Raw genomic sequence first — 18,418 nt, forward strand, 5'->3', positions numbered from 1 at the left:
CTTCTACGCTTCCTTTCCGCCGCCGGCGCGGGCGTCCAGCACGTTGTCGCTCTCGCGCTGCACGTCGTGACCGCGCTCGGCCAGACGCAGATCGCGATGGGCCACGCTCACCCGATAGCCCTTCGACTTCAGGTAGTCGCCCGTGGCCTCGGCAAGCGCCACCGACCGGTGCTGGCCGCCGGTACAGCCCACGCCGATGGCCAGCTGCTGCTTGCCCTCGGCGACGTACCCCGGCATGACGACGTCCAAAAGGTCGTGCCATTTCTGCTCGAACTCGATGGTCTCCTCGCGCATGCGCACGAAGTCGCGCACCGGGGCGTCCAGCCCCGTCAGCGGCCGCAGCTCCGGATCGTAATAGGGATTCGGCAAGAAGCGCACGTCCATGACGAGGTCGGCGTCGTAGGGAGCGCCGTGCTTGAAGCCGAAGGAGTACACGGTGACCGCGAGTCCCTTGCGCTCGCTGCCCGTGGCGAAGAGCCCCCGGATGGTGCTGCGCAGCTTCTGGGGCAGCATATCGGTGGTGTCGATGACGTAGTCGGCGCGGTCGCGAAGGCCCATGAGCATGAGCCGCTCGCGCTGGATGCCCTGCCAAATGGTGGTGCCGTCGGTGCACAGCGGATGCCGGCGGCGGCTCGACTTGTAACGGGCGATGAGCTTGTCGTCGGCGGCATCGAGGAACAGCGTCTTGTAGGAGACGCCGGCCTCTTGCATGGAGGAAAGCTCGGCCTCCAGATCGCCGAAGAAATCGCCGTTGCGCGAGTCGCAGACCACGGCCAGGCGCCGCCGTCCGCCCTCGTGCTCGGTGCTCTCGTTCACGCGCACGAGATCGGCGAGCAGGCTCGAGGGCAAGTTGTCCACGCAGTAGTAGCCCAAGTCCTCGAAGACGTGCATGGCTTCCGTGCGCCCGGCGCCGGACATGCCCGTCACGATGACGAAGTCGGGCATCTGGTCTTCTTCCATTATCTCCTCGGCCACACAGGCCTCCTTTCCCTAAGAAGCGTCTTCCGCCAGCTGTTCTTCCTTCTCTTCTTTCCGCTCATTATACTGCGCGAGAACGCGCACCAGCTCCTCGGCCACCTCTTCGGGGATGACCTTGGCGGCCTTGATTTCCTCGAGGCTCGCGGCCTTCAGGTTCTTGAACGACTTGAAGTGCTTCATCAGCGCCTTCTTCCGCACGGGACCCAGTCCCGCCACGTCGTCCAGAATGCTCGCCGTCATGCCCTTGCCGCGCAGCTCGCGGTGGAAGGTGATGGCGAAGCGGTGGGCCTCGTCGCGCACCTGCTTCACCAGGTACAGCGACGCCGAGCCTGAGGGAAGCACCACCGGCCCCGTGTCCTGCCAGGGCACGAACAGCTCCTCGTCGCGCTTGGCCAGACCACAAATGGCGATGTCGTCGATCCCCATCTCCTCGAACATGGCGAGCGCCGCCGTCAGCTGCGGCTTTCCGCCGTCCAGGATGATGAGGTCCGGCTTGCTGCCGAAGCGCTCGTCGTTCAAGCGCTCCGGAGCATAACGGCGCCGCATCACCTCCTGCATGGAGAGGAAGTCGTTGGCCTCGTCGAGCGGCGTCTTTATCTTGAAGCGGCGGTACTGGTTCTTGTCCGGCTTGCCACCGGTGAACACCACCATGGAGGCCACGGTGTAGGAGCCGTGGATGGTGGAGATGTCGAAGCACTCGATGCGCATGGGCGGCGCGTCCAAGGCCAGGGCGCTCTCCAGCTGCAGAAGGGCGTTGTTGATGCGCTTGTCATCGTAGTTCGTGCGCACCTTGTAGCGCATGAGCGTATGCCGCGCGTTGGTCTCGGCCATGGTCAGAAGATCGGCCTTCTCCCCCTTCTGCGGCGCGGTGAAGCGCACCTTGGCGCCATGAGCCGAATCGAGCTTGCCCGTGAGCCACTCCCCCATGACCTCTGCGTCCTCGGGCAACGCGCGCACGATCACCTCGCGCGGGATGGAGGTGGTGGTGTCGTAGTAGCGCATGAGGAAGTTGCGCAGCAGGTCCTGGTCGGGCACGTCGGTGCCGCGGTTCAAGATGAACTCGTTGGCGTTCACGATGCGGCCCTCGCGGATGACGAGCACGTTCACCCCGGCCACGGTCTCCTCGCGGAAGAACCCGACGACGTCGGCGGACAGGTCGCGGGAGGACACGGCGTGCTGCTTGTCGGCAAGCGAGTTGATGGTGTCGATGCGCGCCTTCAGCCGTCCCGCCCGCTCGAAGTCGAGCTCGGCGGCGGCCTCCTGCATTTCCGCCGTCAGCTCGTCGACGAACTCGCGGTGGTTGCCGGCCAGGAAGCGCTCGATGCGCCGCACGTTCTGGGCGTACTCCTCGGGCGTGACGGCCCCGCAGCAGGCGCCGGGGCCCAGCCCCACGTGGCAGTCGAAGCAGGGTCTGGCGTCGCGCTTCAGGAAGGCAAGCGAGTCCTTCTCCAGCGCGCGCGTAAGCCCCCGCCAGTCGGCGCAGGTGGCGGCGCATAGGGGCACCACGCGCCGGGCGATGTCGATCATCTCCCGGGCGGCGCGGGCGTCGGTGAAAGGACCGAAGTACTTCGTGTCGGACTTGTGTTTCTCGCGGGTGTACTTGATGGCCGGGAACACATCGCCTTTGGTGAGCGCGATGAAGGGGTAGCTCTTGTTGTCCTTGAAGTCCGCGTTGAAAAACGGGCTGTACTGGTTGATGAGGTTCTTCTCCAGCACGAGCGCCTCGTGCTCGTTGTCGACGACGAGGTAGTCGAAGGAGTCGATGGCCTCCACGAGCAAGGGAATCTTCGCGCGATCGTCCTGGAAGTTCACGTACTGGCGCATGCGCGCCCGCAGCTGCTTGGCCTTGCCGACGTAGATGACCTCGCCGGCGGCGTCTTTCCACAGGTACACGCCGGGCTCGGTGGGCACTGCTTCCAGCTCGCGCTTGATGCGCGCGAGCTTCTGCTGCTGGGTCTCGCGGGGGCGGCCGGACTTGGCGCGACCGCCTTCGCCCACGGCTTCCGCGACGGCTGCCTCGTCGACCGCTCCCATGGCGGGCGCGTCGTCGACGACGTCCATGGCGGCCGCCTCGCCTTCGCCGTCCGCCCAGACTGCCTCCGCGACGGCCTCGTCAACAGCGTTGCCCGCGGCTTCATGGTCGCGCACGGCACGGGCGAGCGTCGGCCTCATGCGACTCTCGCGCTCCAACTCATCGGGGTATTCGTTTTCCCAGGAAATTCGTTCTTTACTCATGGGTGCAGTATACCCGCAGGGCCGTCCCCTTGTCTTCTCGGACAATTCTTCACCCACGTTTTCGCCAAAAAATTCGAGTTGTTAGCATCGAAGGGATCGCTTACAGCGTTCCTCGGCCGCCACTGGAGGAATTCGCCTCATCAGTTATTCGCTTAGCGATAATTTCTGCCTTCTCATGGAGCTGATTGAGCCACAGAACGCCATTCGCAATGCTAACAACTCGAAAATCATGGCTCAAATCGCCATGGAGATTTTCCCAAGACAGGCGGGACGTTTCGCGACGCCCAAAGTAAAGCAGCCTCGACCGTGGTAAGTTGTTTTTTTGCATTTGAACCGGAGGGTCTTTTGAATAGGGAACGAACTGAAACCAGCTTGGACGCCACTGGCCGTTCGCGAGCGACGGATGCGCTGCGGCGCGGGGCCTTCTTCGCACTCGCCGTCGTTTTAGGCTTCCTGCTCCTCGAGCTGCCGTGGAACGACGGCGTCTTCGCCATCCCACAGCGCTACGTCGTAGACAACCTGCTCATCTTGGGTTTGGGCTGCGCCATCGTGTTTCTGGCAGGACAGCGCACCCGCGCATCGCTGGCCGTCTTCACGGGCTTTTGCCTGCTGTGGGGCACCGCCAACTTCTTCATCATTACCTTCAAGGGGCAGCCCATCGTGCCGGCGGATCTGTTCGCCCTCGGCACCGCCGCCTCCGTGGCCGGTGGTTACAGCCTGTTTCTCACCGGTCGCCTCATGTTCTGCTGGGCGCTGTTCGCCGCCTATTGCATCGCCCTGGCGAAGCTGTGCCCCCAACGAAAGCGCGTCCGCTGGGACATTGCCGCCAACATGCTGGCGGCGGCCCTCCTGGTGTGCCTCGGCGCCATGCAGTACCAAGCCATCGACATCAAGAGCGACTGCGACGTAACCGTGGACGTATGGGATGTGCGCGGCTCCTACGCCACCCAGGGCACCGCGCTCTGCTTCCTCTCGCGGGCCCAAGAGCTGACGCCCAAGCCTCCGGAGGGCTACTCCGCCGAGGCCGTGGACGCCATCCTGGCCCCCTACGCCGAGGATCCGCTGACGGGAACGGACGGCACGGTGGCAGAGTCCCCCTCGCCCGACACAACGGGCAACCAAAACTCAGCGGCGCCCACCACTGGCGATGCAGCGCCGGAACAGCCCGAAGCACTCCCCTACGACGGGCCCAACGTCATCGCCATCATGAACGAGACGTTCTCCGATCTCTCCGAATACCCCGGCCTTGAGGGAACAAACGCCGCGCCGACGTTCTTCCACGAGGTGGCCGACGATTCCCTGGCCGCGGGCGACGTGTACGTCTCGGCCATGGGCGGGGGCACCTGCAACAGCGAGTTCGAGTTCCTCACCGGCGCCTCCATGGGCAACATGGGCGGCGGCGTGTACCCCTATGTGCTCTACGATTTGGAAGGGGTGGACAACCTCGCCTCCTACTTCCGCGGTCTGGGGTACGGCACCCACGCGATTCACCCGGCCGAGGCGGCCAACTGGCGGCGCGACCGCATCTACGAGCAGCTCGGATTCAACACGTTCGACGACATCACCACCATGGAAGACGCCGACACCTTCCGCGACCTCGTCACGGACCGCGCCACCTACGAGCGCGTGCTGGAGAAGATCGACGAGGGAGAGGGGCCCCAGTTCGTCTTCGACGTCACCATTCAGAACCACGGCGGCTACGACACGGGACTCGTTCCCGCCGCCGATGCCGTGCATCTGGAATCGGACGAGGTGGAAAACCCCGAGGTGGACGAGTTTCTGGCGGCCATCCGGCGCTCGGATGAGGATCTGCGCTGGCTCGTGGACGAGCTGAACGCGCGGAACGAGCCCACCATCGTCGCGTTCTTCGGCGACCACCAACCCGGCTTCGCCGACTGGCTCTTCGAGGAAACCTTCGGCAAGCCCGTGGAGAGCGCCAGTTTGGAAGAGGTGCAGGCGCGCTACCGGACGCCTTATTTCATCTGGGCGAACGCTGCGGCCCGCGGGAAGTACGGGGGTACGCTCGCGCGCATCGAGAACGCCGATGTCACGAGCTTGAACTATCTTTCAAGCCTGCTTCTGGATGCGACGGGGCTGCCCCGCGACTCCCGCGCCCTGTACCGATCGGCTCTGCGCCAGGCGCTGCCCGCCGTGAACCTGAACGGATACCGGGATGCCGAGGGAACGTGGCACTGGTTCGGCGAGGCCGTTGAAACCGACGCCCAGCAGAAGGCCGAGGACGCCCTGAAGTCCTACGCCATCGTCCAGTACGACCAGCTCTTCAAAGACCGCTCGAACCGATAGGTTCGCCCCGACTCGACCCGATTTCGCTACAGATTCTCGCGTACCCAGGCTATGTTGGACTGGACGGTGGCGATGAGCTCGTCGGTGCTCTCGAAGGCGCGCATGGGGCGCAGCCATTCGATGAACTCCACCTCGATGTCCTGGCCGTAGATGTTATCATCGAAATCGAGGAGGTGCACCTCGATGTTCTCCTTGGCCGTGTCGGCGAAGGTAGCGGGAACGCCCACGTTCACGGCCGCCTTGTAGCGGGCGCCTTCCACTACGGCATAGCAGGCGTACACCCCCTCGCCGACGGCGAGAAGCATGGGAGGCACCTCCAAATTCGCCGTGGCGAAGCCGAAGTCGCGGCCCTCGCCGCGGCCCGGGCGCACGAGACCCGAAAGCTCGTAGGGGCGCCCCAGAAGGTCGGCCGCCTCGCGGGCCCGGCCCTCGGACAGAAGGCCGCGGATGCGCGTGGCCGTCACGGGTCGGCCGCCCTCGGCCACCAGCTCATGGCCGTGCACCTCCATGCCGCGCTCGGCGCCCCACACACGCAAGCTCTCCACATTGCCCGCGGCCTTGCGACCGAAATGGAAGTCGCTGCCGATGTGGATGTGGCTCGGCACGCCGCCGCCGAAGCAGGCGTCGAGGAAGTCCTCGGGGCTCTGGGCCGCGAACTCGCGGGAGAACGGCAGCACCACGACCGCGTCCACATCCAGCTCGGCCAGCTTGGCGATGCGCGCCTCGTTGGTCATGAGCTTCTTCAGCCGATCAGCCGCGAACACCTCGTCGGGATCGATGTCGAAGGTGATGACGGCGCTCGCGCGCCCCTCTTCGCGGGCCGTGTTTACCGCCTCGCCGATGATGAAGCGGTGCCCCTCGTGGACGCCGTCGAAGACGCCGAAGGCCACCGAGGCGCGATCGAGCAGGGCCTCGTCGAAGGCGGGATCGTTCCTAGAGATCACTGCAGCCACGGGAAACTCCTATCGGAAACACGCATCGGGGGGCAAAACGCCCCTTGTCGACATGATACTCATATAATGCCACGATGCGGTTATCGGCCACAAGGGCCACGACCTCGCCATTTTGCGGCGGCTCGCAGCTTGGGCGCACCCCGGCCGTGCAGGCGCACAGCTCCGCCGCCGGATCGACGCTGCGGCGCTCGAAGAGCTCCACGGCGCGCCCGTCCAGCGGGTTGCCGTTGCGCACCCGCGCCGCGGCGGCATCGTCGAGGTAGATGAAGCGCATGCCGAGCACCTTCAGCGGATCCAGGGCGGCGCGCTCCCCCATCTCCTCCAAGACCTCCAGCGTCACGCAGTCGGCGATGCCGATCGCACCGGCCGCCGTGCGGCGCAGCGCCCCCACATGGGCGGGGCACCCTAGGCTGTTGCCGATGTCGCGGGCGAGCGCGCGAATATAGGTGCCCTTCGACACCTTGAAGGCGATGTCCCAGCGGGCCAGTTCCGTGCCGTCGGCGCCCCCGATGCCCAGAAGCTCGGCGGAGTACACCTCGATGTCGCGCGGCGCCAGATCGATAACGCGCCCCTTGCGAGCCGCATCGCAGGCCTTGGTTCCCCCCACCTTGATGGCCGAGTACACCGGCGGCAGCTGCTTGGACTTCCCCACCAAACCGCCCACGAAAACGCTGGCGAAGAACGGGTCGAACACCTCATCGGGCACAACGCCCGTGCGGATGACCTCACCGTCGCAGTCGTCGGTATCGGTAGCGGCGCCGAAGACGACCGAGACCACGTAGGACTTGTCGTGGCCGGTGAGGAACTGGTCGAGCCGGGTGGCCGGCCCCACGCACAGGGGCAGCACCCCCGAGGCGAGCGGATCTAAGGTGCCCGTGTGCCCGATGCGCTTCTCGCCGAAGATGCACCGGGCGCGGCTCACCACATCGTGGGAGGTCATGCCGCTCGGCTTGTCCACGGCCAGCACGAGGCACAGATCGGTCGTCCCCCGCTTCACAGGCGCTCCTCCGGCAAGGTCGGGCTCTCGATGCCCAAACGGCGCGCGACGGTCTCCACGGCCCCGCGCAAATCATCGTGAATGGTGAATCCGGCCGCGGCTTTATGTCCGCCGCCGCCGAACTCGCCGGCGATGGCGGCCACGTCGGTGTCGTCCTTGGAACGGAAGCTGCCGCGCACCTCTCCGTCCTGCTCCCGCAGCATGCAGGCAACGCGCACGCCGCGCAAGGAGCGCAGAAGATCGATCATGGGCTCGGCATCGGCCTTCACGGCACCGCACTCGACGAAATCGGCGAGCGAGAGCCACGAGAGCACCGCCTCGCCGTCGCCGGACAAGCACATATGACTCACGGTGCGCCCCTCAAGCTCGATGGAGGCGAGACTGCGGTTCTGATAGAACTCCCGGGCGATCTCCCCAGGCCGTGCACCAGCGGCCACCATTTCGCACGCCCCCTCGAACGCGGCAGCGTCGGTGTTGCCGTGCTGGAAGCGGCCGGTGTCGGTCATGAGGCCGGTGTAGCAGCAGGTGGCGATGATGCGCTCGCGGTCGGCGCCCAAAAGCGCCGCCAGCTCCCAGATGAGCAGCGACGTGGAGGCGGCGTTCGGATCGGTGTAGCTGAGGTCGCTCATGGCCCGGGGCACCGCATGATGATCCACGGTGACCGTGAAGGGCGCCGCCTCGTGAAGGCGCGCCCCATCGCCGAGCCGCTCCGGCGTGGGCACGTCCACGGCGATGAAGCACTCGCAGGGCCCTTCGAAGCGCGCGGCGGGAACGAGCCCGTCGGCCCCGGGCAAAAACATGAGATCGCTCGGCGGCTCCTCATCGCGGGCAAGCACGCACGTGACCTGTTTGCCCAGCTGGCGCAAGGCCCAGGCGAGCCCCAGCGCCGAACCAAGGCAGTCGCCGTCAGGGCTCACATGGCCTCCGATGACGAAGTGGTCGCACTCGGCGAGCGCGGAGGCGATCTCGGAAAGCGTCGTGTTGGTCTGGGGCGTCACCGTCATGAAACTAGTACTCCCGATCCTCTCCGATGGTTTCTTCCTCGATGCGCTTCTCCTGATGCTCGCGCTCGGAATTCAGCGCCTGGGAGATGGCCTCGGCCTGATCGACGGACGTGTCCACGTAGAAGCGCAGCTCCGGCGCCACGCGCCAGGAGAGCTTCTTCGCCATGAGCGAGCGGATATGGCCCGCAGCGGCCTCGAAGGCAGCCTGAGCCCCGGCGTAGCGCTCGGGATCGGTGGTGTAGTAGACGTTGCAGACGGAACGGTCGTAGCTGACCTCGCAGCCGGTGATGGTGACCAGATGGAGGCGCGGGTCGGACACATCGAACAAAAGGATGCTCGCGATCACCTCGCGGGCCTGCTCGTTGACCTTGCGGTTGGAAGCGCTCTGCTTCATGACGTCATCTCCTCAATCGAGGCGGATAAGATAACTTCAGTATAGGGAATGCCCCCGCTTCGCACCCATCGACAATGCAACGTATGCGAAATTGTTTAAGTTGGAACTCCCCCGGGGCGGGCTGCGGGGTACCGCTCAGTCGCTCAGACAGTCCTCGCTCGGCGAAACAGGACATTTAGTCCTGTTTCGTTCGCTGCGGAACTCGCTTGGTGAGCAATACCCCGCATCCCGCTTCGCTCAACCTTAGTTGAGTAGGCGCAAGATGCGGGGCGTGTCCCCGCGCGCAGTTCATTGAAGTGCATAAGGACGTGCCCCGGCCCTCAAGGAGCCCTGCACTTCAATGCTGTTTGAGCACGGGGGCATGCCCCGCAGCTCGTGCCGGACGGCGCAAGTTACTCCGTGCGCTCGACCTCTTTCACCTGGTAGCCCTCGATGGTGTCGCCCACCTTCAGGTCCTGGAACTTCTCGATGCCGATGCCGCACTCGTAGCCCTGCTTCACAGACTTCACGTCGTCCTTGAAGCGGCGCAGCGACGCCATGTGGCCCTCGAAGATGACCGTGCCGTCGCGCACGATGCGCACCTTGTCGTCGCGGTGGATCTCGCCTTCCACGACGTAGCAGCCGGCGATGGTGCCCACCTTCGGCACCTTGAAGGTCTCGCGCACCTCGGCGATGCCGGTGTCCTCTTCCACGATATCCGGCGACAGAAGACCCACGCGCGCGGCGTTGATATCCTCGATGGCCTGATAGATGACGCGGTACAGGCGGATGTCCACCTTCTCCTTCTCGGCCTGCTGGCGGCTCTTGCCCGTGGGACGGACGTTGAAGCCGATGATGATGGCGTCGGAGGCGGCGGCCAGGGTGACGTCGGTCTCGGTGATGCCGCCCACGGCCGAGTGCACGATGTTGATGCGCACCTCGGACTGGTCCATCTTGTCGAAGGCGTCGCGCAGAGCCTCGATGGAGCCCTGGACGTCGGCCTTCACGATGAGGTTCAGATCGGTGGTCTTGCCGTCCTCGATGCGACTGAACAGGTCGTCCAGGCTCATGTGGCTCTTGGTCTCCTGGGCGGCCAGGCGGGCGCGCAGCGCGCGCTCCTCGGCCAGCTTGCGGGCGTCGCGCTCGTCCTCGAAGACGCGGAACTCGTCGCCTGCGGTGGGCACCGAGTTCAGGCCCAGGATCTCCACCGGGTCGGCGGGCTTCGCCTCGGCGACGTGCTCGCCGCGCGGGTTCACCAGAGCGCGCACGCGGCCGTAGCTCGTGCCGGCCACCACGACGTCGCCGGTGTGCAGGGTGCCGCGCTGGATGAGCACCGTGGCCACGGGGCCCCGGCCCTTGTCCAGGTTCGCCTCGATGACGAAGCCGGAGGCCGAAGCGTCCGGGTTGGCCTTCAGCTCCAGCACGTCGGCCTGCAGGATGATGGTCTCCAGCAAGTCGTCGATGTGCAGCTTCTTCTTGGCCGACACCTCGACGAACATGTTGGAGCCGCCCCACTCCTCGGGGATGACGCCGTACTCGGTGAGCTCCTGGCGCACGCGGTCGGGGTTGGCGCCGGGCTTGTCGATCTTGTTCACGGCCACGACGATGGGTACCTCGGCGGCCTTGGCGTGGTTGATGGCCTCGATGGTCTGCGGCATGACGCCGTCGTCGGCGGCCACCACGAGCACGATGACGTCGGTGACCTGGGCGCCGCGGGCGCGCATGGCGGTGAAGGCCTCATGGCCCGGGGTGTCGATGAAGGTGATCTGGCGGTCGCCGATGTTCACCACCGACGCACCGATGTGCTGGGTGATGCCGCCGGCCTCGCTGGCCACCACGCCTGTATCGCGGATGGCGTCCAGAAGCGAGGTCTTGCCGTGGTCGACGTGGCCCATGACGGTGACCACGGGGGGACGCGGCTTCAAATCGGCCTCGGAGTCGTTGTACACCACGGCGTACTCCTCCTCCGGCGACACGACGCGCACCTTGCGACCCATGTCGTCAGCGATGAGCTCCATAGTCTCGTCGCTCATGGTCTGGGTGAGCGTGAGCACCTGGCCGAGCATGAACAGGCGCTTGATGACGTCGTTGGGCTGCACGCCCAGAAGCTCGGCGAACTTGGCCACCGACGCGCCCTGCGGGATCTCCACCACGGAGTCGTCCAGCACCAGCGTCGGGTCCAGCCCGCGCTCGATGGCCTCGAGCTCGGCGCGCTCGCGGGCCTCGGCCTCGCGCTTCTCCTTGCGCTTCTTGCGGCGGCCCTCCCCCTCGTGGGTGTTGGCCGCGGCCACGGCCGCGCGGGCCTCGGCGAGCACCTTGTCGCGCTGCAGCTTCTCGGCCTGCACGGCCATCTGGGCATAGCGATCCTCGCCGGCGGTCATCTGGGCCTCGAGCTCGGGCACCACCTGGTGAGCCCCGCCCTTCTTGCCCTTCTTGCCGCCGCGGGGGGCGCGGGTGTCGGCCTGGGCGCTCTTGGCCGCCTCCATGCGCTGCTTCTCGGCCTCGATCTGCGAGAGCAGCGAGTCGAAGTTGTTCTTGGGACGGGACGGCGCGGGAGCCGGAGCCGGACGGGCCGGCGCCGGGGCGGGCGCGACCTTCGCGGGCTTCTTGTGGCCGCGGCGCAGGGCCTCTTCCACGGCGCGCTTCTTCGCCACCTCGGCGGCCGCCTTCTCGGCACGGGCGCGGGCCCGGGCCTCCTGGCGCTCGCGCTCGACGCGCTCCTTCTCCGAGGCGATCTGCTGCTCGAGGCTCGCGAAGGCGGAGGGCTGCTTGGGCGCCTGCTTGCGCGCCGGGTGCTCCTCGCCCTCGGCGTCGTCGTCGGAGCGCGATCCCTCGCGGCGGGCGCGGGCGGCCTCGCGCTCGGCGAGCTCCTTCTCGCGCGCGGCCTTGCGCTCGGCCTCCTCCTCGGCGCGCTTGCGCTCGGCCTCCTCCTGCTCGGCGGCCAGCGCCGCGGCCTCCTCGGCCTCGAGGGCGCCGGCGCGGGCGCGGATCTCCGGCTCCAGGTTCTTGCGAATCTTGTCAACGTAGGCGTCGTTGAGCATGCTCGCATGGGACTTCGCCGGTATCTTCATCTCTTTCAAACGATCGAGCAGATCCCCGCTCGACATATCGAATTCCTTCGCCAACTCGTGTACGCGCATGCTGGCCATATATCACTCCTCATTCTTTCCCGGTGCCTCGGCGAGGGCAAGCTCGCGAAGAACGCGCTCGTAATCTTCGTCGGTCACTTTGCAGCGCAGGGCGCGCTCAAGCTTCCTAGTCTTTCTCGCCGCGGCGAGGCAGTCCTCAGAGCAGACGTAGGCGCCACGGCCGGCGAGGCGGCCCGTAGGGTCGAAGCTCACAAGGCCCTCGCCGTTGCGCACGATGCGGTGAAGCGCGCCCTTCCCAAGGGTCGCGCCGCAGCCGATGCAGGTGCGCTGGCGCTTTGTCGTCTGTGCTGCCATCAGGTTCTACCCCTTAGGCCTCTGCCTCGGCATCGGCATGGACGCCGCAGTACTGGCTGTTCGGTCGGGCGTGGTTGCGGCAGCGGTTGCCGTCCTCGTCGACGAAGATGCAGAAGCCGTCGTCCTCCTCCACCTCGTCGTCCATCTCGACATCGACCAAAGACGCGCCCTGGAAGCTCTGGGGCTTGATGTCGATGTGCCAGCCGGTGAGGCGGGCGGCCAAGCGAGCGTTCTGCCCCTCCTTGCCGATGGCCAGCGACAGCTGGTCGTCGGGCACGATGACCGTGGCGTAGTTGTTGTCCTCGTCGATGCTCACGTGGCTCACCTTCGCCGGCGACAGGGCGTTGGCCACGTAGACCGCCGGGTCGGGGCTCCACTGGATGACGTCGACGCGCTCGTTGCGCAGCTCCTCGACCACCATGCGGACGCGGGAGCCCTTCGGCCCCACGCAGGCGCCCACCGGATCCAGGTTCGCCTCGCGGGAGAACACGGCCACCTTGGAACGGGCGCCGGGCTCGCGGGCCACGGACTTGATCTCCACGACCCCCTCGTAAATCTCCGGCACCTCGATCTCGAAGAGACGGCGGATGAGGTCGGGGTGGGTGCGGGAGACGACGATGGCCGGACGCGCCTGCTCGCCGCGGGCGCGGGGCGCGTCGGCGTTGGGGTTGCGCACCTCGATGATGAGCACTTTCAAGCGCTGGTTGTGGCGGTAGTGCTCGTTGGCCGGGCGCTCGTTGCGCTCGCCCGGGTTGCGCTTGGCGTCGTAATGGGGCAGCTCCGCCTCGACGCCCTCGCGGATCTTGATGATGGTGAAGTCCGGCGTGCCCTGCAGCACGGTGCCCGTGACCAAATCGCCCACGCGGCCGCGGAACTCGTCGTAGATGGACTGGCGCCCGGCCTCGCGCACGAGCGATGAGATGACGCCCTTGGCGTTCTGGGCGGCGATGCGGCTCACGTCGTCGGGGGTAACGTCGCGCTCCTCGAACTCGCTGTACTCGCCGGTCTCCTCGTCGGGCTCGCCCACGGGCACGAGCTCGTAGACGTAGATCTTGCCGGTCTGGCGGTCGATGGTCACGCGCGCGTCCCATTCCAGATCGAGGATGCGCTCGTAGCTCTTCGCCAGGGACTGCTCCAAGCGCTCGATGAGGTAGAACTCGTCGATCTTGCGCTCGTGGGCCAGTGCCTGCAAGGCCTCGATCAGTTCTGAAGTTGCCACGTATCTAATCCTTTCCCTAGGCGCTGAAGTCGATGGTGCCCTTAACGCGGGCCTTTTTGATGTTGTCGTACGGAATGCGGAAGGTGCCGGCGCCGTCTGCGGCCACCATGACGCAGCCGTCCTCAAAGCCGAGAAGCTCGCCGGTAAACGAGCTGCGGCCGTCGATGGGGCCGGTCGTCTTCACCGTCACCGTCTCGCCGGCGAAGCGCGCGAAATGCTCCGGCGTGCGCAGCGGCCGGTCGATGCCCGGAGAGGACACCTCCAGCATGTAGGCCCCGGGGAACGGGTCCAGCTCGTCCATGACGTCCCCGACCCAGGCCTGAGTGCGGGCCAGCTCGTCGAAGCTGATGCCGCCGGCCGCATCGATGTAGACGCGGATGGTCGGCGCCTTCTTCGAGCCGACGATCTCCAGCGTGACGATCTCGACGCCCTCGGAGGCCGCTCGGGGCTCCAGGGCGGAAAGAAGCGATTTCTCCTTGGCCGTCAGCACCTCGTCTGCCTCCTTTTCCGTTGCCTACGCTCCCATACTTTCCGGGCCGCAAAAAGCCCCCTACAACAAAAGAAAGCGGGAAAAGTCCCACTTTCTCCAGAAGCGAAAGTATGTCCGTGCAGCCGATCTGCACAGCAGTCGTATTTATACCACAACGGGTCGCGCTTTGCCAGCCTCCCGCAACAAGTGGCCGCATACGGCGCAAAATGACCACAGACGGCAGTCAGGCGGCCTGGGCGGTCGGGCGGCTCCGACGGTCGGACGACCAGACACCCAAACGTCCGCCGCGCGCCCGCCTCGGCCGATCGGGCCCGGCGCCCCTACTCGCCCGCCGCCTCGGGCAGCACCTGGCCGATGAGGTCGTTGCCCGGGTAGGCCTTGACGAAGTCGATGAAGTCGGTGACGGCCCGCGAGTGCACGTGCTTCTTGTGATAGGCCATGTACACCGTGTAGAAGTGCTCCGGGACGCCCTCGACGCGCACCTGGTGCAGGTTGCTGAACAGCTGGGCGCCCAGCGAGTCCAGCATAAGCGCTCCGGCGTTGCCGCCGTTGTAGGAGAGGAACGACCCCATGGACACATCGTCGTCGTAGCCCAAGGAGGCGCCCCGCACGTCGGCCTCCTCCAGCATCTTCGCCACGCGCTCGCCGATGGGGGTGCCGCGGCGGTAGGTGTGCAGATCCACGTCGTTCAGTTCGCCGAAGGTGATCGTTTCGCGGGACGCCAGCGGATGGTCGTCGCGCACGTAGAGGGCCAGCTCGCAGTGCTTCACCGGGAAATACGCGATGTCGGGCTCGTTGTCGCGCTTGCCGCAGAAGGCCACATCCAGCGTGCCCCGGTGCAGCTGCTCGGTGAGGTAGTTGGTGAATCCCTGGAACACCTTCACGATGACCCGCTTGTCGAAGGCCTCCTCGAAGTCGCGGATGAGGCTCGGCAGGTAGTGGTCCTGGGTGGTGAAGGTGGTGCCGAGGTTCACGGTGCCGAACGAGGCCGAAGAGCGCGCGCCCACGGCCGCCACGCCGTCGTCGATGGCGCGCAGGGCGAGGCACACGTGCTCGTAGAACACCTCGCCGTAGGGGGTGAGGAGCACTGAGCGGCCGTTGCGCTCGAACAAGGGAGCGCCCAGCTCCTTCTCCAAGGACGAAATAGCCCCCGAGAGGGTCGGTTGGGTGATGAACAGCTCCTGCGCCGCTCGCGTGTAGTGAAGCACCTCGGCGAGCTTCTTGAAGTAGTTCAGCTGAGAGAGGTTCATGGTTTCCCCCTAAGGCAAAGGGCATGCGTTCGGCCCGATCTCAGATTGCGCGTTTCTCTCTTGATCGTAGTTTATCAGGCTTGGCTTGGCTCATAGAGATTTCCTATAAGTGCGAAAAGCGGGGAGTCTCCACTCCCCGCTTATCCCTTTGAGCCCGCCAGCGGTATGAGGGACCCGACTATTCGGTCGTCCAGTCCTTCTTGTAGCCGGCAGCAGCCTTGAAGATGTACAGGCCGAGCAGCAGGATGACCACGAGCATGGCGAGCGCCACGATGAACTCGACGGTGAAGCCGAACGACGAGCCGAGCCACGCCCAGATCATAGCGGCGAAGGCGGCGATGAGGTTGAACACCGTGGAGACGCGAGAGTAGATGACCGAGTACTCACGGGTGCCGAAGGACTGGCGGCAGATGACCGGCACGAGCACCACGGCGGTGGCGTAGCAGCCGCCGAAGATGAAGGCGCCCACGTACATCACGTACTCGGAGAAGGTGCCGAACCAGCACAGCAGGATGCCCGCAACGCCAGCGGCGAAGGCGAAGATGAGGGCGCCCTTGGCGTTCTTGTCGGCCGCCGCGCCCAGCACCACCTTGAAGATGGCCTGGCCCACCATCATGACCGAGGTCATGACGCCGCCGACCACGGCCACGTCGAAGGCCACGTCGGTGAGCGACTTGGTGTAGGTGGGGAACTGCATGGCGATGAGGATGGCGATGTTGATGAGGCCGGCGAAGACGCAGATGGCGTAGAACATCGGGGTCTTCATGACGAAGCCGGCAGACAGGCCCGCGGGCTTCGCGGCCACCTCAGCGCCCGAGGCCGCCTTCTGCATGGAGGCGCCGTAGGGGGCCAGCCCGCAGTCCTCGGGAGAGTTGCGCACGCAGAACAGCGTGAAGGGCAGACTCGTGACGAGCGCGATGACGCCCCAGATGAGGTAAATCGTGTGGAAGTCGACGCCCGAGGCGGTCAGCGCGGTGAACACGGCGGACCAGATGGCGCCGCCGATGCCGGTGAAGGCCATGCACAACCCGATGAAGAAGCCGGCGCGCTCCACGAACCAGCGGTTGATGAGCGTGGGAATGGCCAGCCACAGGATGGTGATCTCGCCCAAGCCCAGCATGACGGCGGCCACGTAGAACAGCACGATGGTGTTCGAGAAGCTCATCAGCAAGAAGGCGCAGCCCACGAGCGCGGCGGAGACGGACAAAAGGATGCGGATGTCCATGGTCTGCAGCAGCTTGCCCGCAAACGGCGAGGCGATGGTCATGGTCAGGTACATAACGGTGACGTACATGGCGAAGGCGGTGACCTCCACGCCCAGGCCCTCAGCCACGACCGGCTGGAACAGGCCCCAGGTGGAGAAGCATAGAGCCGAGCATCCGAACGTGATCATGATGCCCGTCAGAACGACGAGAAGGTGACGCACGGTCAGCTTCTCTTTGGTAGCGGTCCCACTCAAGGTAAACCTCCTCTATCGATTTCTTCTACTCTTGCGCAAACGTCGAACCCCTGTTGGCGTGAGCCGTGGACGGCGATCTTTCGCCGCTATCGTATTTGTACCGTAGAACGATTCCCTTGAGGATGGTCAAAAAGGGATGCTTTGTCCCATAATCTTTGCAAAAATAGGACAGATTCAGTTAATTTGTCCTAATATTGAAAGGATTTATGATTGATAGGTTTCACAAATAGAAGAAACTGGGAGAATATTTCCCCCAGTTTCTTGTGATCGTTCACTTAATAAGAATGCTCACAGCCGCTTCTAGAAAGACCTATAGTGCTCCATTATCAAGGGCGCGGCGATGTACACCATCACCTGGTCCGTTCCCTCGGCGATCTGATTGCCGCGGCAGTCCTCCCAGATGCGGCTCACGCGCGAGCCCTCGGTGTAGCCGAGGCCCCCCAGAATCTGCATGGCGTCCGAGGCCACCTGCACCGAGGCCTCGGGCACGTAGCGCTTCATGAGGGCCACGTCGAGCCGCTCGGTCTCGTCGGCGGCATCGATGGACCAGGCCGCGCGGTACACCATGGAGTGCATGTTGCGCAGGCGCACTTCCATATCGGTGAGAAGGGTCTCTATCTGCTGGAAGCGCCCCACCTGCACGCCGAAAGCCTTGCGGGAGCGCGCGTGGGCCACCGCGTCGTCCATGGCCGCCTGGGCCATGCCCAAGCTGGAGGCGCACAGAAGCACGCGCCCGTATTCCAGCAGATGGAACAGCTGCTGGAACCCTCCCTCGCTCGCATCGAGACGCCACTCCGGGGACAGCTCCACATCGTCGAAGGAGATGAGCGCGAAGGGCAGCATGGACTGGCCGATCTTGCTGATGGGTACGGCGTTGATGCCGGGCACGCTGCGCGGCACGAGCCAGAAGGACAGCGACGGGTAGCGGCCCGTATCCCCCGCGTCTTTGTCGATGGCGGCCACCAATATATAGGGGGCGTACTCGCCGTTGTTCACGTAGGACTTGCGCCCGTTAAGAAGCAGTCGGCCGTCCACGGTCTGGCACGAGGTCTTCATGGCCATGGTGTCGGATCCGCCGTCGGGCTCGGAAATGGCCAGGGCGAACATGAGGCGGCCGTCGGCGCGATAGTCCTCGGCGATGGAGGCGGCCTCGGCGGCCCCGGCGAACCCGCTCATGATCTGCAGGTTGAACAAGTCGTTCTGGAACGGCAGCGTCGTGCCGGCGCAGCGGGAGAGTTCCTCCACGATGAACACCTGCGAGAGCAGACTGTGGGCCAGATCGGGCGCGATGTCCGGCTCGGCGGTCTCGTAGTACAGATCGACGAACTCCTTCATCACCGTATCGGGCAGACCCTGGTCGCGGCACCACTTGGCCACGCGCTCCGGCGTGAAGGTGTCGGCCCCGAACGTACGGAAGGCGCTGACGAGCTTCTTCTGCCCGTCGGTCAGCGTGAAGTCCACCTTATGGCTCCCTTCTCTTTACTATAGTGTGCATTCTACACGATGACCCTAGCACACCACTCCTTTGATTTGTTGAAACAGAATACCTTTGTTGTCCTGTTTGCATAGGGATAACTTTTCCATCTAGTGGTATTTTCTACTCAATTTCGAGTCTATTTTACACACATATTCTATTTTGTCCGTAGATAGGGGTTCTTTCCCCTGCGATGATAGGGATGCAAACAAACGAACCGCCCGACCAACCACTTGCAT

At 65.1% G+C, this 18,418-nt stretch carries 14 protein-coding genes; 1 reads left to right on the plus strand and 13 read right to left on the minus strand.

Going from position 1 to position 18,418, the window contains the following annotated elements; all coding sequences use genetic code 11:
* Positions 1–3 precede the first annotated feature (3 nt).
* Both rapZ and uvrC read right to left on the minus strand, forming a co-directional pair.
* Positions 4–960: an RNase adapter RapZ gene (gene rapZ / locus ACW4QM_RS06115; RefSeq protein WP_117284623.1), complete on the minus strand. Its 957-nt coding sequence runs from the start codon at positions 958–960 to the stop codon at positions 4–6.
* A gap of 30 nt (positions 961–990) precedes the next feature.
* Positions 991–3,213: an excinuclease ABC subunit UvrC gene (gene uvrC, locus ACW4QM_RS06120; protein ID WP_302403373.1), complete on the minus strand. Its 2,223-nt coding sequence runs from the start codon at positions 3,211–3,213 to the stop codon at positions 991–993.
* A gap of 345 nt (positions 3,214–3,558) precedes the next feature.
* Here uvrC and ACW4QM_RS06125 point away from each other — a divergent pair, with 345 nt between their 5' ends.
* Positions 3,559–5,517, plus strand: a complete 1,959-nt coding sequence (locus tag ACW4QM_RS06125; RefSeq protein ID WP_455798280.1) for an LTA synthase family protein — start codon at positions 3,559–3,561, stop codon at positions 5,515–5,517.
* A 26-nt stretch (positions 5,518–5,543) separates the two neighbouring features.
* Here the strand turns inward: ACW4QM_RS06125 and ribF are convergent, their stop codons facing one another.
* The 11 genes from ribF to ACW4QM_RS06180 form a co-directional block, all read right to left on the minus strand.
* On the minus strand, positions 5,544–6,470 hold the full coding sequence (ribF, locus tag ACW4QM_RS06130) for a riboflavin biosynthesis protein RibF (RefSeq protein ID WP_302403376.1): 927 nt from the start codon (positions 6,468–6,470) through the stop codon (positions 5,544–5,546).
* On the minus strand, positions 6,451–7,467 hold the full coding sequence (truB, locus tag ACW4QM_RS06135; protein ID WP_302403378.1) for a tRNA pseudouridine(55) synthase TruB: 1,017 nt from the start codon (positions 7,465–7,467) through the stop codon (positions 6,451–6,453). The genes ribF and truB overlap by 20 nt, the downstream gene beginning before the upstream one ends.
* The gene (locus ACW4QM_RS06140) at positions 7,464–8,471 is read right to left on the minus strand and encodes a DHH family phosphoesterase (protein WP_302403380.1); all 1,008 of its coding nucleotides are present in this window, start codon (positions 8,469–8,471) and stop codon (positions 7,464–7,466) included. The genes truB and ACW4QM_RS06140 overlap by 4 nt, the downstream gene beginning before the upstream one ends.
* A 4-nt stretch (positions 8,472–8,475) precedes the next feature.
* A complete protein-coding gene (rbfA, locus tag ACW4QM_RS06145; RefSeq protein WP_022739824.1) occupies positions 8,476–8,865 on the minus strand; it encodes a 30S ribosome-binding factor RbfA in 390 nt (129 codons plus the stop codon).
* Positions 8,866–9,257: 392 nt separating this feature from the next.
* Positions 9,258–11,993, minus strand: coding sequence for a translation initiation factor IF-2 (infB, locus tag ACW4QM_RS06150; RefSeq protein WP_302403382.1), 2,736 nt, complete (start codon positions 11,991–11,993; stop codon positions 9,258–9,260).
* 3 nt (positions 11,994–11,996) lie between these two features.
* Positions 11,997–12,287, minus strand: a complete 291-nt coding sequence (gene rnpM, locus ACW4QM_RS06155) for an RNase P modulator RnpM (protein ID WP_157011536.1) — start codon at positions 12,285–12,287, stop codon at positions 11,997–11,999.
* Positions 12,288–12,300: 13 nt separating this feature from the next.
* Complete coding sequence (nusA, locus tag ACW4QM_RS06160; protein ID WP_022739821.1) at positions 12,301–13,506, minus strand: transcription termination factor NusA; 1,206 nt, start codon at positions 13,504–13,506, stop codon at positions 12,301–12,303.
* Between the two features lie 16 nt (positions 13,507–13,522).
* The gene (locus tag ACW4QM_RS06165) at positions 13,523–13,996 is read right to left on the minus strand and encodes a ribosome maturation factor RimP (RefSeq protein WP_022739820.1); all 474 of its coding nucleotides are present in this window, start codon (positions 13,994–13,996) and stop codon (positions 13,523–13,525) included.
* Positions 13,997–14,316: 320 nt separating this feature from the next.
* Positions 14,317–15,246, minus strand: coding sequence for a LysR family transcriptional regulator (locus ACW4QM_RS06170; RefSeq protein WP_455798281.1), 930 nt, complete (start codon positions 15,244–15,246; stop codon positions 14,317–14,319).
* 178 nt (positions 15,247–15,424) lie between these two features.
* On the minus strand, positions 15,425–16,705 hold the full coding sequence (locus ACW4QM_RS06175) for an MFS transporter (protein WP_455798282.1): 1,281 nt from the start codon (positions 16,703–16,705) through the stop codon (positions 15,425–15,427).
* A gap of 300 nt (positions 16,706–17,005) precedes the next feature.
* On the minus strand, positions 17,006–18,166 hold the full coding sequence (locus tag ACW4QM_RS06180) for an acyl-CoA dehydrogenase family protein (protein WP_455798283.1): 1,161 nt from the start codon (positions 18,164–18,166) through the stop codon (positions 17,006–17,008).
* Positions 18,167–18,418 lie beyond the last annotated feature (252 nt).

The organism is Adlercreutzia sp. CNCM I-6207, assembly GCF_977072305.1.